Source organism: Microbispora corallina, from assembly GCF_016863035.1.
In the GTDB taxonomy this organism is placed as follows: Bacteria; Actinomycetota; Actinomycetes; order Streptosporangiales; family Streptosporangiaceae; genus Microbispora; species Microbispora corallina.
In genome coordinates, this window is the sequence record NZ_BOOC01000044.1 from 1 (window position 1) to 13,767 (window position 13,767).

14 protein-coding genes are annotated in these 13,767 nt (G+C 74.4%); 5 read left to right on the forward strand and 9 right to left on the reverse strand.

Going from position 1 to position 13,767, the window contains the following annotated elements; all coding sequences use genetic code 11:
• The 7 genes from Mco01_RS33290 to Mco01_RS33320 all read right to left on the reverse strand — a co-directional run.
• The coding region (locus tag Mco01_RS33290) for a cellulose-binding domain-containing protein (RefSeq protein WP_204060799.1) at nucleotides 1-530 on the reverse strand (530 nt) is incomplete at its 3' end.
• Nucleotides 531-981: 451 nt separating this feature from the next.
• Nucleotides 982-1,443 (reverse strand): hypothetical protein, encoded by a 462-nt coding sequence (locus Mco01_RS33295; RefSeq protein ID WP_204060800.1) that lies wholly within the window; start codon nucleotides 1,441-1,443, stop codon nucleotides 982-984.
• 82 nt (nucleotides 1,444-1,525) lie between these two features.
• Nucleotides 1,526-2,536 (reverse strand): sigma-70 family RNA polymerase sigma factor, encoded by a 1,011-nt coding sequence (locus tag Mco01_RS33300; RefSeq protein WP_204060801.1) that lies wholly within the window; start codon nucleotides 2,534-2,536, stop codon nucleotides 1,526-1,528.
• Between the two features lie 146 nt (nucleotides 2,537-2,682).
• Nucleotides 2,683-3,069, reverse strand: a complete 387-nt coding sequence (locus tag Mco01_RS33305; protein ID WP_204060802.1) for an ACT domain-containing protein — start codon at nucleotides 3,067-3,069, stop codon at nucleotides 2,683-2,685.
• Nucleotides 3,070-3,106: 37 nt separating this feature from the next.
• Nucleotides 3,107-3,661 carry a hypothetical protein gene (locus tag Mco01_RS33310; protein ID WP_239104102.1) on the reverse strand — a complete coding sequence of 185 codons (555 nt, stop codon included), beginning with the start codon at nucleotides 3,659-3,661 and terminating at the stop codon, nucleotides 3,107-3,109.
• A gap of 5 nt (nucleotides 3,662-3,666) precedes the next feature.
• Nucleotides 3,667-4,575, reverse strand: a complete 909-nt coding sequence (locus Mco01_RS33315) for a hypothetical protein (RefSeq protein ID WP_204060803.1) — start codon at nucleotides 4,573-4,575, stop codon at nucleotides 3,667-3,669.
• Between the two features lie 109 nt (nucleotides 4,576-4,684).
• Entirely contained in the window at nucleotides 4,685-5,329 is a 645-nt protein-coding gene (locus tag Mco01_RS33320) for a hypothetical protein (RefSeq protein WP_204060804.1), read from the reverse strand.
• A 123-nt stretch (nucleotides 5,330-5,452) separates the two neighbouring features.
• Between Mco01_RS33320 and Mco01_RS33325 the strand changes: the two genes are divergently transcribed.
• Nucleotides 5,453-6,127, forward strand: coding sequence for a response regulator transcription factor (locus Mco01_RS33325; RefSeq protein ID WP_204060805.1), 675 nt, complete (start codon nucleotides 5,453-5,455; stop codon nucleotides 6,125-6,127).
• A gap of 77 nt (nucleotides 6,128-6,204) precedes the next feature.
• The gene (locus Mco01_RS33330) at nucleotides 6,205-8,094 is read left to right on the forward strand and encodes a sensor histidine kinase (RefSeq protein ID WP_239104103.1); all 1,890 of its coding nucleotides are present in this window, start codon (nucleotides 6,205-6,207) and stop codon (nucleotides 8,092-8,094) included.
• Here Mco01_RS33330 and Mco01_RS33335 read toward each other — a convergent pair.
• Entirely contained in the window at nucleotides 8,052-8,525 is a 474-nt protein-coding gene (locus Mco01_RS33335) for a hypothetical protein (RefSeq protein ID WP_204060806.1), read from the reverse strand. The two genes, Mco01_RS33330 and Mco01_RS33335, sit on opposite strands and share 43 nt — an antisense overlap.
• A gap of 46 nt (nucleotides 8,526-8,571) precedes the next feature.
• Here Mco01_RS33335 and Mco01_RS33340 point away from each other — a divergent pair, with 46 nt between their 5' ends.
• Both Mco01_RS33340 and Mco01_RS33345 read left to right on the forward strand, forming a co-directional pair.
• Nucleotides 8,572-9,591, forward strand: a complete 1,020-nt coding sequence (locus tag Mco01_RS33340) for a helix-turn-helix transcriptional regulator (protein WP_204060807.1) — start codon at nucleotides 8,572-8,574, stop codon at nucleotides 9,589-9,591.
• Nucleotides 9,588-10,931: a M1 family metallopeptidase gene (locus Mco01_RS33345; RefSeq protein WP_204060808.1), complete on the forward strand. Its 1,344-nt coding sequence runs from the start codon at nucleotides 9,588-9,590 to the stop codon at nucleotides 10,929-10,931. The genes Mco01_RS33340 and Mco01_RS33345 overlap by 4 nt, the downstream gene beginning before the upstream one ends.
• Nucleotides 10,932-10,955: 24 nt before the next feature.
• Here Mco01_RS33345 and Mco01_RS33350 read toward each other — a convergent pair whose 3' ends face one another.
• Nucleotides 10,956-11,594 carry a maleylpyruvate isomerase N-terminal domain-containing protein gene (locus tag Mco01_RS33350; RefSeq protein WP_204060809.1) on the reverse strand — a complete coding sequence of 213 codons (639 nt, stop codon included), beginning with the start codon at nucleotides 11,592-11,594 and terminating at the stop codon, nucleotides 10,956-10,958.
• A gap of 208 nt (nucleotides 11,595-11,802) precedes the next feature.
• On the opposite strand from Mco01_RS33350, the gene Mco01_RS33355 reads away from it, so the two are divergent.
• Nucleotides 11,803-13,767, forward strand: a complete 1,965-nt coding sequence (locus Mco01_RS33355; protein ID WP_204060810.1) for an elongation factor G — start codon at nucleotides 11,803-11,805, stop codon at nucleotides 13,765-13,767.

Genomic DNA, 13,767 nt, shown 5'->3' on the forward strand with positions numbered 1-13,767 from the left:
AGGCTCTGCCCGGACGGCGACGGAGAAGGGGACGGAGAGGGGGACGGCGACGGCGAGGGGAACCGGGTCGGCGACTGGCTGGGCGAGGGGCTCGGGGAGGGGCTCGGCGACCCGGTCACCCCGCCGGTGCAGGCCGTGCCGTTCAGGGCGAACGCGGTCGGCGCCGGGTTGCTGCCGTTGTAGGTGCCGTTGAAGCCGAAGGCCGTGCTCGTCCCGGTGGCCAGCGTCCCGTTGTAGGAGGCGTTGGTGACCGTGACCTGGGCCCCCGACTGGGTCACCGAGCCGTTCCACAACTGCGTGATCGTCTGTCCGGCGGGGAACGACCAGGTCAGCCGCCACCCGTTGATCGGGTCGCCGAGGTTGGTCACGTTCACGTTCGCCCCGAACCCGCCCGGCCACTGGCTGGTGACGGTGTAGTCGACCCGGCATCCGGCGGCGGCGTGGGCGGCGGTCGTGGTCAGCGCGCCCACGGCGCCGACCAGGGCGGCGACCCCGGCGGCGAGCCAGAGCCGTGCGCGAGGGATCTTCATGAGTAACTCCCGGGGGTGGATCCACGGAGAGAGGCGAGGTTGTTAGCGTTAACAACAGGGCGCCGACCGCGGCGTCTCTCAGCCGGCCGGCCGCACCGTCGACGGCCGGCGGGCGAGCCCGCCCCGACGCTCGACGGCGGCGCTGATAGCGCTAACATTCATGCGGTCGCGCCGTTCCCTCTCCGTGACGATGAAGTTGTGGTGCTGCGGCGGAGCAAATAGGACGTCTCCGGGTCTCGTCAATCAGGGACCCGGCGCCTCCGGCCGCCGCTCGCCGCCCGGTCCGTCCTTACTGGGATGCGTCGCATTCGCCGACGTGCCGTAGCTGAAAATTTCAGCTCGGGTTTCCGCCATCCGCGTTCCCCGAACGGCCCAACCCGTGCCCCGTCTCAGGGCGTGCGACGCACACCCTGAGACGCCGCCACGGTGGTCGCGCCCGAGCCGTTGGCCGTCAATCCCTCCGGAAGTAGGTCAGCTCGAAGTCGAGCGCCCAGGTCGTGCCGTCCCGCGACATCTCCCAGCGGGCGTCCACCCTGTCGCCGTCCGCGCTCAGCGTGCCGGTGAAGCGCTGGTTGAACCCGGGCGCCTCCCGCCAGATCGTCCAGAGGCCGTCGTCGAACCGCATCCGGTAGACGCGGTGCACGCTCCGGGCGTCGGCGTACAGCATGCTGAATTCCTCGCCCGCGTCGTCGAGTCCGATCAGGGCGGTGTTCGGGAACGGCGCGTTGTCCCGCCATATCTGGGGCGTGGTGGGCGGCATCGGGTCGGCGTCGGACTCCTGTCGCAGGAACAGGCCGTCGTCCTGCCAGGAGAAGTCGACCCAGGCGGTGCCGACGCCGTCGACCTTCGGCGCCACCGTCCATCGTCCGACGAGCGCGTCGAGCCGGGCGAGCGCGGGGTGTCTGTGCGTCATGTCCGTGTCCTCTCTGTTGGTGTCGTCAGGAGTACGGACGGCCAGGCCGGCGAAAGGAATCGGTGTCCCCCGCGACAGCGGGTCAGAGCGTCGGCGGGAGGTCGAACGCGGCGAACACCGCCGGGTCGGCGAAGTCGACGATCTCGACGACGGCCCCGTCCTCGACCCGCAGGACCTCCACGACGAGCGGCCGGAACGCCGTGTCGCCCGGACGGCGCAGGTAGATCGCGGCGGCCGGCTGCCGGTTGGCCGAGGTCGGCACGAAGCGGTACTCGCCCGCGGCGGCGTGCTTGCGGCTCGCCTCCAGGAACACCGCACGGGAGTCCGCCCACAGCGGCAGCGGGGGGAACGCCGTGCGCAGGTCCTCGTGAAGCACCTCGATCAGCGCCTTCTCGTCACCGGATTCCTGGGCGGACAGGTAGCGGCGCAGGAGCGTCCGCTCCTCCTCGGTCAGCCCGCCGTCCGCCGTCCACTCGCTCCGCCGTCGGGGCAGGCGGGCCCGCATGGTGGCCCGGGCGCGCTGCAGCGCGCTCTTGACCGTGGGGACGCTGACGTCGAGCGCCGCGGCCGTCTCGCCGGCGGGCCAGCCGAGGACGTCGCGGAGGATCAGGACGGCCCGCTGCCGCGGCGGCAGGTGCTGGACGGCGGCGAGGAACGCCAGCTCGACCGTCTCCCGGGCCACGACCTCGGTGGCCGGGTCGTCCCCGGACGTCACCCCGTCGAGCAGGTGGTCGGGGTACGGTTCGAGCCACGCGTGCCCGCTGGCGGCGGGAAGCGGCCCGTCGGGGTCGGCGGCGGCGGGGGCCACGTCGTACGGCAGGACCCGTCGCGGGCGCCGGGCGAGCACGTTGAGGCAGGCGTTCGTGGCGATGCGATACAGCCAGGTGCGGACCGTGGCCCGGCCCTCGAAACCCTCCCTGGCCCGCCATGCGCGCAGGAACGTCTCCTGGACGAGGTCTTCTGCGTCCTGGTACGAGCCGAGCATCCGGTAGCAGTGCAGCCGCAGCTCGGGCCGGTGACGCTCGACGAGCCCGGTGAACACGGCCTCGTCCCCGGTGCGGACCGACTCGGCGAGCTCCGCGTCCTCAGGCATCGAGGACTCCGCTCGGGGGGCCGTGCCGCATGGCGGAACTGTACCAACGGGCCGGCCGCCCGCGTCTCCCGTCAGCCCGGCCGAGATTCCAGGCTCGCTCGACCGGTTCGTCGCGAGCGATGCCGTGCCGGCGACGCCCTCGGCGGCTACGCGTCGGCCGGGCGCAGGTGCGCGGTGTCCACCGGGTGCCCGGCCTCCTCCAGGACGGCCACCGCGTCCCTGATCATCGGCTCCGGCACGAGGACCAGGTCGGCGTGGAACGTCGAGGCCACGAAGACGGGGATCCGCGCCTCGGCCAGGGGCTGGAGGATCGCGGCCGGCATGCCGGGGGCGTCGAGACGGTGGCCGGTCCCTCCGCCGTACAGGCCGATCCACCGCTCGCCCGAGCCGGTCGGCCAGGTCTCGCGGACGACGGTGAGCCCCTCGGGGGCGCGTACCAGGGCGATCCAGTCGTCGTCGTCGGGGAACGTCGCGTGCGGGAGGTGCTGGACGGCGAACACGGACGGGACGACGCCCAGGCGCGGGGAGCTCATGGGAACGTGTGTACCAGATCCCGCCAGACACGAACTCCTAACCCCGGATGGTGGCGGGGACGATCCGGTAGTCCTTCTGGAAGACCAGGTTGTGCAGGTCGGCGGCGGCGATGGCGCGCAGCGTGGGCAGTTCGGCGGCGGCCTGCTCGTCGGTGAAGACGTTCAGCGGCCAGTCGCCCACGGTGGCGCCGCGCAGGTGCGGGTGGTGGAAGCCCGCGCCGTAGAAGGCGTTGAGCACGATCGGCTCGACGCCCGCCGAGCGCTGCTCCGGCCACGAGAGCGTCCACAGGGCCGCCACGCCGCCGTCCGGGGACCTGCGCACCCCGGTGGCCTCGACCTCCCCGCTGCCGAGGAGCAGGTCCGTGTTCATCTCGGACAGCACCCTCCTCGCATAGGGGTCGAGCAGCGCGACGGCCTCGGAGAAGAGCCGTTCCTTGTCCGCCCGCGACTCCGCGGCCCCGTGCCGGTGGTCCCGCAGGTCGGCGAAGTGGCGCAGCAACGCGCCGATGTGGTCGGCCCGGCCGGTGTCGGTCATCGTCTCGTCCTCCCGTCGGCGTACGGCGAGGTTGTCGCCCTCAGTCAGGACGGACATGCCCCTCAGGCCGTTCCGACACCTCCTGGGGCGGGATTCCGTCTCCAGAGGGTCGCGGCGGCGACGAGGACCGCCGCGACGGCCAGGTTCCACCGGATCAGCATCGCGGCCTCCACCTGGGCCGCCTCTCTGAGCCGTTCGCCGTCGGCCAGGAGGGCGACCGGGACGAACCCCTCGACGGCGGCGACCCCGAGAAGCGCCGCGGCGGCGAGCGCGATCCGGCGGCGCGTCCCGTCCGTCAGGACCGCGCTCGCCGTGGCGGCGAGGGCGACGAGCACGACCGGCAGACCGTCCGCGTCCGCCTTGCAGGACCAGAGCACGGGGTAGTTCCAGAGCGTCACAGGGTCCCCGGACGCGGACCAGCCGAACGAGGAGACGCTCTCATCGCCCGGGATGAGGGAGATCCGGACGGCCGTCCACGCCGCGGCCACGACCGCGGCCGCCCAGAGGGCGAGTTCCGGCCACGGCAGGGAACGGGGCGGCCGTCGCGCCGCCGTCCACAGCAGGGCCGTCGCCGTGGCGGAGCACAGAGCCGCCGTCCACAGCGGACCGGCGGGGGGAAGCCCGTCCGTGAACGGGCCGGCGGGTGTGAGCCCGCCCGTGAGCGGGCCGGCGCCGGGCGCGCGCACCGTCACCAGGATCCGCAGCGCGAGCACCCCGCACAGCGCGACGGTTCCGAGGGCCGCCGTCCACCGGGAGGGGCGCAGCAGGAGCCCGGCCAGGACCGCGGGGAGCAGGAGGTCGGCCCACGAGACCAGCTCCCACGTGATGGGCCGCGGCAGGAAGAACGCCTGGTCCTCCCGTCCCCAGCAGATCATGCCGTACATGTCGGCCGGGCCCAGTCTGAAGGACCTCGTGACGACCGGCCCGGACGCGGCGAGAACCGCTGCCACTCCCGCGAACGTCCGCCTCATCGCGTGTCCTCGCCTCCGTCCCGATCGGCCGGGCCGACGGTAGCGCAGACGCGTGCGACCGGCCAGGGGGGAGATCCGGCCGCACGCGCGGGCTCATGTCACGTGCGCCTCAGGGCGTCGCTTGCGATGACTCGGCCCGAGGGGTGACGGCGCAGGTCGTGACGATGGTGCCGGGTGTGCCGGGGACGGCCGAGGCCGCGACCGTGTGGCGGGGAGCCGTGCCCCCGTCGGGGGCGGTGGCCACACCGCCGTCGGCCGTCCCGGGCCCCGCCTCCGTGCGGGCCGTGAACGTGCCCGACGCCGACCCCGCGCGTTCCGCGGGCCCGTCGGCTGTGCCCGACGCCGCCCCTGTGCGGGCCGTGAACCCGTCGCCGCCGGGCGTCCCGGGCGCCGCCCCCGCGCGCGCCGTGGGTCCGTCGCCGTCCTCGGACGTCCCCTTCTCCAGCGGAACGACCGGCGCGGCGTCGGCTCCGGACGGCCCTTCGTCGCCCGGCCGTCCGTTCTCCGCGCTCGCGACGCCCTTCCCGGCCGGTACGGCCGGGACGGCGCGGACCCGCTCACCCTCCTTGATCTCGCGGAGCCCGGTCCCGTCGTCGACCAGGAGCTTCCCGTCCCTCTCCACCACCTTCACCGCCCGGGGACACGCGGGACCCGGCGTCCCCTCGTCCGCGCGGGCGGATGCGGTGAGCGTGCCGGCGAGGGCGGTCCCCAGCACCGCCGCCGAAAGCACCGCGCGCATACGCTTGCTGATCATCGTCGTCTCCTTGAGAAGTCGTCAGGACGGAGACGACGGTGGCGGGCCGACCCTGAAGCCAGGCTGAAGACGCCTGAAGGACCTTAAGCCGGGCTTCAGGTCCCCCCTGTCATCGTGGACGGCATGCGTGTGCTGCTGGTGGAGGACGAGCGGCGGCTGGCCGCCCTGGTGAAGAGCGGACTGGCGGACGAGGGCTTCGCCGTGGACGTCGCCCACGACGGGACCGAGGGCCTGTGGATGGCCGAGGAGAACGCGTACGACGCGATCGTGCTCGACGTCATGCTGCCGCGGCTCAACGGGTACGCGGTCTGCCGCCGCCTGCGCGACGCCGGGAACTGGACGCCCATCATGGTGCTGACCGCGAAGGACGGCGAGTACGACGAGGCCGAGGCGCTGGACACCGGCGCCGACGACTTCCTGTCCAAGCCCTTCTCGTACGTCGTCCTGCTGGCCCGGCTGCGCGCCCTCGTCCGGCGGGGCGGCCGGGAGCGTCCGGTCTCGCTGAGGGTCGGCGACCTGGTGGTGGACCCCGCCGGGATGCGCTGCCGCCGGGCGGGGACGGACATCGCGCTCACGCCGAAGGAGTTCGCCGTCCTGCACGGCCTCGCCCGGCGGGCGGGCGAGGTGGTCTCGAAGGCCGAGCTGCTGGAGCAGGCGTGGGACTTCGCGTACGACGGCGACCCGAGCATCGTCGAGGTCTACATCAGCGCGTTGCGCCGCAAGGTGGACGCCCCCTTCGGCCGCTCCTCGATCGTGACGGTCCGGGGCGCGGGCTACCGGCTCGACGGGAGCCGGTGATGCCCGGATCGGGGTCCGCGCGGTGGGCGGTGAAGTGGCCGGCGTGGCGGGCGGCGCCGTGGTCTGTGCGATGGTCTGTGCGATGGTCCGTGCGGCTGCGCGCCACCGTCGCGGCCACGTTCATCGTCGCGGTCGCCCTGGCCGCGGCCGCCGTCACACTGACCACGGTGCTGCGGGCGAACCTGGAGAACAGCGCCGCCGAGCAGGCCGTGCGCCGGGCGGACGCGGTGGCCGGCCTTCTGTCCGTCGCCGGGACGCCGGCGCAACCTGTGTGGCCGTCGGCGCAGGCGGCGACGTCCGCGCCGACCGTCGCGACCGGCCCGGAGCCGGGCATCCGCACGCAACCGGGCACCGGCACGGCACCGGGCACCCGCACGGAGCCGGGAGCCGGCCCGAAGGCGGGCGTCGGCACGGGAACCGGGCTCGGTCCGGGGGCGGTGGCCGACCCCGACGTGCGGATCGGCTCCGTCGCCCAGCCGCCGTCCGCCGACTGGACGACGGACGCGTACACGATGGCCGCCACCACGGTCCGCACCCAGGCCGGGCCGATGACGGTCCTCGCGCGCAGCTCCCTCCAGCCCGCCCGCGAGGCGCTCACCGTGCTGAACCGGCTGCTGGTCTTCGGGATCCCGGTCCTGCTGCTGCTGGTCGCCGCGATGACCTGGTTCCTCGTGGGCCGCGCCCTGGTCCCGGTGTCGGGCATCCGGGCCCGGCTCGCCGACATCACGGCGCGGGACCTGCACCGGCGGGTGCCCGTCCCGGCCGCGCGGGACGAGGTCGCGGCCCTCGCCCGCACCGTCAACGCCACCCTCGACCGGCTGGAGAAGGCGGTCGGGCAGCACAAGCGGTTCGTCGCCGACGCCGCCCACGAGCTGCGCAGCCCCATCGCGACCCTGCGGACGCGGCTGGAGCTGGCGCCGCCGGGCGAGACGGCCCGGGAGGCGCTGGCCGATCTGGACCGGCTGCAGGCCCTCGCCGCCGACCTGCTCCTGCTGGCGGCCCTGGACGCGGGCGAGCCTCCCCGGACCGGCGAGGTGGACCTGGGGCAGGTGGCGGCGGAGGAGTCGCTGCGGCCGAGGGCGGGAGCGCGGGTCCGGCTCGCGGCCGACCCCGACGTGGTGGTCGCCGGCTCCCGCTCTCACCTGGCCCGCCTGGTCACGAATCTCGTGGACAACGCCGTACGGCACGCGGCGTCGGCCGTGGAGGTGCGGGTACGCGCGGAGGGCCGGGACGCGGTGCTGGAGGTGCGGGACGACGGACCCGGGATCCCGCCCGAGCACCGGGAGGCCGTCTTCGACCGCTTCACCCGGCTGGACGGGGCGCGGGCGAGGGACGCGGGCGGTTCGGGCCTGGGCCTGGCCATCGTCCGGGACATCGCCGTGCTCCACGGCGGGCGGGTGACCGTGACCGGGCGCGAGGGCGGCGGCGCGGCCTTCACCGTACGGCTGCCCCTGGCCCCCGCGCCCGGTGACCGGTCACGGGACGCGGGTGGAGTCCATGATCCAGTTGGTCTCCCACGTATGGCCGCCGTCGTAGGAGAAGGCCTGCTCCCAGTGACACGAGTCCTTCGAGATCCCGGACCAGGTGAACCTGACGCGGATCGGCCGGCCCTCGTCGGTGTCGTCGGCGTAGAAGGTGCCGACCCCGTCGACGAAGCGGCCGACGACCGGGACCGGGTCGAGGCCGCGCCTGCTGTTGATCCAGTAGATGGACCACTCGTCCCGCTCGGCGTCGTACGTCCGGATCGTCGCGCCGTCGAAGTCCTTGGTGGGCAGCGTGAGCGTGTCGAAGCTGCCCGCGCCGTCGAAGAAGCGGTGGGCGACGCTGCGGCCGGGGAACTCGTCCCACTCGTCGCTTCCGACACCCCGCTTGAGCAGTCTCCGGTTGGCGATGTCCCAGGTCCCGACGAGGAAGTCGAAGTCGTTCACCGGCCCACCGGACCTTCCGGCCGGGCGTCGGCCAGGTAGCCGTCGAGGTCCGGGCTGTCGGGCACGAACATGTGCCGCACCCAGGCCGACCGCTCGTACTCGAGCGACGGGAGCTCCCACACGCAGCCCGCCCAGCGCCGGGTCTCCGGCACGAAGTTGGCCGGGTCCTCGTCCGGGCAGCCGATGGCGGGCTGGCCCGCGGCGGCCGTGTGCACCTCGACCACGTTGTCCCAGGCCCAGGTGTAGACCAGCAGGTACGCTCCGGTGTCCCCGCCCCTGTGGAGGACGATCCAGCCCGCCGGCGAGTCGGCCGCCGGCGGGGGCACGAGCCGCGGCAGGAACGCGTACGCCGCCTTCTCCACCTCCGGCTCGATCGGCTGCTCGGGCCGGTCCACGTGGTACCGCTTGTACGGGCGGCCCTCGACCCCGATCGGGTCGAGCGGCCGCATGATCTTCTCGATGAACGCCATGCCCGGGACCGTACGGCCCCTCCACTGACACGTATCGTCAGTGGATGTGCGCGCGTCCCGGCTTCTGTCCATCCTGCTGCTGCTCCAGTCGCGGGGCGTCCTGACGGCCCGCCAGCTCGCCGAAGAGCTGGAGGTCAGCGTGCGCACCGTCTACCGGGACGTCGAGGCGCTGCACTCCGCCGGGATCCCGCTGTACGGCGAGGCGGGGCACCGCGGCGGATACCGGCTGATGGACGGCTTCCGCACCCGGCTGACCGGCCTGACGCCGCGGGAGGCCGAGGCGCTGTCCCTGGCCGCGCTGCCGGGACCGGCCGCCGAGCTCGGGCTCGGCGCGCTCGCGGCGGCGGCCGAGCTGAAGATCGAGGCCGCGCTGCCGCCGGCGCTGCGGGAGGGGGCCCGGCGGGTCAGGGAGCACTTCCTGCTCGATGCGCCGGGCTGGTACCACGACGGCGACCGGGCGCCCCACCTCCCGGAGGTCGCGGACGCCGTGTGGAACACCCGGGTCATCGAGGTGCTCTACCGCCGGTGGGCCGCGCCGTCCGAGGTCGAGCGCCGGCTGGAGCCGTACGGGCTGGTCCTGAAGGGCGGCAAGTGGTACCTCGTGGCCCGCTGCGACGGCGCCCTGCGGACCTACCGCGTCAACCAGATCCTGCGGCTGCGGGTGACGGACGAGACGTTCGACCGGCCCGAGGGCTTCGACCTGGCCGGGCACTGGCGCGAGCATCTGGAGGGCTTCCGGTCGCGGCTGTTCCAGGGCCACGCCGTCATCCGGCTCTCGCCGGCCGGGCGGGAGCGGGCCGCCGACGTGCTGAGCTCGGCCGTCGTCGCCGCCGTCGAGAAGACGGCCGAGGGTCCGGACGCGCAGGGCTGGATCCGCGCCACCGTGCCGATCGAGTCGCTGATACACGCCGAGACCGAGTTCCTCAAGCTCGGGGCCGAGGTCGAGGTACTGGAGCCCGCCGAGCTGCGGCGCCGGCTGGCAGGAACCGCGGCCGCGCTGGCCGCGCTCTATCGGCCGCAGGCGTTCGCCCCCCGTTCACCTGGGCCGCCCACAATGACCGGATGACCTGGCGTCGTCTCGCCGGCCTCCTCCTGGTGGCGGCCGTCGTCCTGCCCGTCCCGCTCGCCGTCGCGCCCGCGGCCCTGGCGGACGGCATCCGCACCCCGCGGAACCCGTCGTACACGGTCCGCCTGACCGGCGACGCGACGGGGACCGTGTGGACCGGCCACATCAGCGTCGCGTTCGCCAACCCGTCGGTGGACCCGCTCGGCGACGTCAACCTGCGCCTGTGGGGCAACGCGCGCGGCTCCTGCCGGTCCGCCCCGGTCACGGTGACTCACGTGACGGGCGGCCGGGCCGGGCCGCTCACCGTCGGCTGCACGTCGCTGCGCGTCGCGCTGGCCACCCGGCTGAGGAGGGGCCAGAGCGCGGTCGTCGGCTTCGACGTGACGATCCGGGTGCCGCCGGGCGCCGGCCGGTTCGGCCGTTCGGGTCCCTACCGCTACCTCGGCGGCGCCCTGCCCGTCCTGGCGGTGCGGGACGGTGCCGGATGGCACCGCGAGCCGCCCACACGCCTCGGCCCGCACGCCTACACGGTCGCCGGGGACTTCTCCGTCACGCTGGACCACCCGTCCGCGCTGCTCGTCCCCGCGACCGGGACGGCGTCCGACGCGCCGGGGGCGCCCGGCCGCACGGTCACGACGGTCACGGCCTCCGGCGTCCGCGACTTCGCCTGGGCCGCCGGGCCGTTCGTCCGTACGAGCGGCGTCACCGGCGCGGGCACGGTGGTGAACGTCTATCGGACGGCCGGGGTCGCCGCCGGCCGCGCCGCCGCCCTGACCTCCGTCGCCGCCCGCGCCATGGACACGTACGCGCAGTTCGGGGCCTACCCGTACGGCGAGGTCGACGTGGTGCTCGACGGCCGCCTGGGCGAGGCCGGGACGGCGTATCCGGGCGTCGTGTTCGGCCGGCCGGAGACTCTCCCGCTGGCCCGGTCGCTGGCCCGCCAGTGGTGGTACGGCGTCGTGGGCAGCGACGGGTACGGCAGCCCGTGGCTCGACGAGGCGTTCAGCGCGTACGCGGCCGACCTGTACCTCGGGCGGACCGGCGCCGGCTGCGGACGGCGGACGGCCTGGGCGTCGCGGGATGAGAAGGTGACGAACTCGATGGCGTACTGGGAGGCGCACCCCGGCCGGTACGCCACGGTCGTCGCCGGCTACGGCTCGTGCGCCCTCCACGATCTGCGCCGCGCGCTCGGCGCGGAGACGATGCGCACGCTGCTGCGCACGTACGCGAGGGCGACCTGGGACGGCGTCGCGACGACCGCCGTGTTCACGTCCCACGCGCAGGCGGTGTCGCCCGCCTACCTCTCGGCGTTCTGGCGGACGCACCGCATCGCGAACTGACCGGGACGACCGGGACGACCCCCGTCAGAAGGCGGCGATGGTGGCGGGGGAGCGCTCGGCGCGGCTGAGGGCCCGCAGCACGGCGGTGGGGCCGTGACGGCGCACAGCCAGCCGGGACAGCAGGTCCACGACCCGTTCGACCGCGCGCTCCGGAAGCGGCGGCGCCGGGACGCCCACGCTGACCGCCAGGTCGTCCGCGTGGACCGCGAGCTCCATCATCCGCGTGACCAGCATGTCGTCGAGCGTCAGCGACCACGGCCCCCAGAAGCCGATGCGCACGGGCCGGTTCTCCGCCGCCGCCAGCAGGGCGGTCAGCTCCCCGATCGCGGACTCGGTCCGCTTGGCCAGGGCCGCCGCGCCGCCGGCCGCCTCCCGGTCGCCGCCCCGGCGGATGGCCACGTTGATGTCGGCGTCGAGGGCGGCGCCGACCCAGGCCGCCCGGGCGTAGTGGTCGAGGAGGCCCACGATCGGCTCCTCGGGGACCGGGGTGGCCAGGATCTCCGGGAGGGCGAGCACCTGGTAGGCCAGATGACCGGCCAGGCCGCCCACGGAGAACTCGGGGAGCGCGCTCGGGCGGTCCCACGCCGCGGCGACCGCCGGCTCCCGCAGCAGGGCCGTGGCCGCGCGCGCCGTGTCCAGGAAGTCGTGTCTGATCCCGGTCATGCCCGTCCCTTCGTCCGCGGTGATCCAGGCTCCCACGGGCGGCCGGGGCCGTCGACACGGCCTCCGTTCGACCGGCAAATGGGTTGTCCGCGTCCGCGGCTGTCTGTTCTACTGCCGGGGACGGTCACCGAGGAAGGAGATCCCCAGATGCGCCAGGCGTTCATGTCCACCCGCCACCCATCCGCCCATGCCAAGGACATGACGCTTCGTGAAATATCTCAATTTGGGGATCTTGGCCCATGTAGACGCCGGTAAGACCAGCCTGACCGAGCGGCTGCTGTACGCGGCCGGCGTGATCGGCGAGATCGGCAGCGTCGACGAGGGCAGCACGCAGACCGACACCCTCGCGCTCGAACGCCGGCGCGGCATCACCATCAAGTCCGCCGTGGTGTCGTTCGACGTCGGCGACGTCGTGGTCAACCTGATCGACACACCCGGCCACCCGGACTTCATCGCCGAGGTGGAGCGGGTGCTCGGCGTCCTCGACGGCGCGGTGCTCGTGGTGTCCGCCGTCGAGGCCGTGCAGGCCCAGACGCGCGTGCTCATGCGCGCCCTCCGGCGGCTGCGCATCCCGACGCTCGTGTTCGTCAACAAGGTCGACCGCCGCGGCGCCGACGTGGACCGCGTGGTCGCCGCCGTGCGCGAGCACCTCACGCCGTCCGTGGTCGCGATGGGCGCGGTCCGCGGCCTCGGCACGCCCCGGGCCGCCTGCGCGCCGTACGGCGAGGACGACGAGGGATTCGCCGCCGCGCTGGCCGACCTGCTGGCCCGGCACGACGACGGCATCCTCGCGGCGTACGTCGAGGGCGGGGCCCTGCCGTACGGCGTCCTCCGCGAGGCGCTCGCGGCGCAGACCGCGCGGGCGCTGACGCATCCGCTGTACGCGGGGTCGGCGATCACGGGAGCCGGCGTGGACGCCCTGGTCGACGGGCTGACGGAGCTGCTGCCCGCCTACGGGGGCGACGCGGACGGGCCTGTCTCCGGGACCGTCTTCAAGGTCGAGCGCGGCCCGGCCGGGGAGAAGATCGCCTACGTCCGCCTCTTCTCGGGGACCGTGCGGGCCCGCGACCGGCTGCGGGTGGGCGGGGACGAGTGGAAGGTCACCGCCCTCCAGGTCTTCGACAACGGGTCGGCCGTCGAGCGCTCCGCGCTCCCGGCCGGGCGGATCGGCAGGCTGTGGGGGCTGGCCGGCGTCCGGATCGGCGACCCGGTGGGCGTCCCGCGCGACGGCGGCCCGGCGCACCGCTTCTCGCCGCCGAGCCTGGAGACGGCCGTCGTGCCCCGTCGTCCGGAGGACAAGGCGGCGCTGCACCTCGCGCTCACCCGGCTCGCCGAGCAGGACCCGCTCATCGACCTCCGCCAGGACGACGTCCGGCAGGAGATGTTCCTCTCCCTGTACGGCGAGGTGCAGAAGGAGGTGATCCAGGAGACGCTGCTGGCCGACTTCGGCGTCGAGGCCGAGTTCCGGGAGACCTCGACGATCTGCGTGGAGCGGCCGGCGGGCACGGGCGAGGCCGCCGAGACTTTGGGCGAGCCGGACAACCCCTTCATGGCCACCCTGGGCCTGCGCGTCGAGCCCGCGCCCCCCGGCTCGGGCGTCCGCCTCGGGCTGGACGTCAAGATCGGCGCGATCCCGCTGTACGTGTACAAGACGGTCGAGGCCTTCCAGGAGGCGCTCGGCGAGGTCGTGCGGGAGACCCTGCGCCAGGGCCTGCACGGCTGGGAGGTCGTCGACTGCGCGGTCACGGTCACGCGGTGCGGCTACGTCTCGCCGCTGACCACGGCCAGGGACGTCCGCCTGCTCGCGCCGCTGGTGCTGATGAGCGCGCTGCGCCGGGCGGGCACCACCGTGTGCGGGCCTGTCCACCGCTTCCGTCTGGAGGCCCCCGCGGACGCCGCCGGGCCGATCGGGGCCGTGCTCGCCAGGCTGGGAGCCGTGCCGGGGACGCCGGAGACCCGGGGCCGGACGTACGCGCTGGACGGGCACATCCCGGCCGGCGGGGTGCACGAGCTGCGGCTGCGACTGGGGTCGCTGACGAGCGGGGAGGGCGTCCTGGAGGCGGCCTTCGACCACTACGAGCCGGTGCGGGGCGAGCCCCCCGCCCGGCCGCGCACCGACCGCAACCCGCTCAACCGGGCGGAGTACCTGCTGCATCTCAGCGGGAGGGCGTGA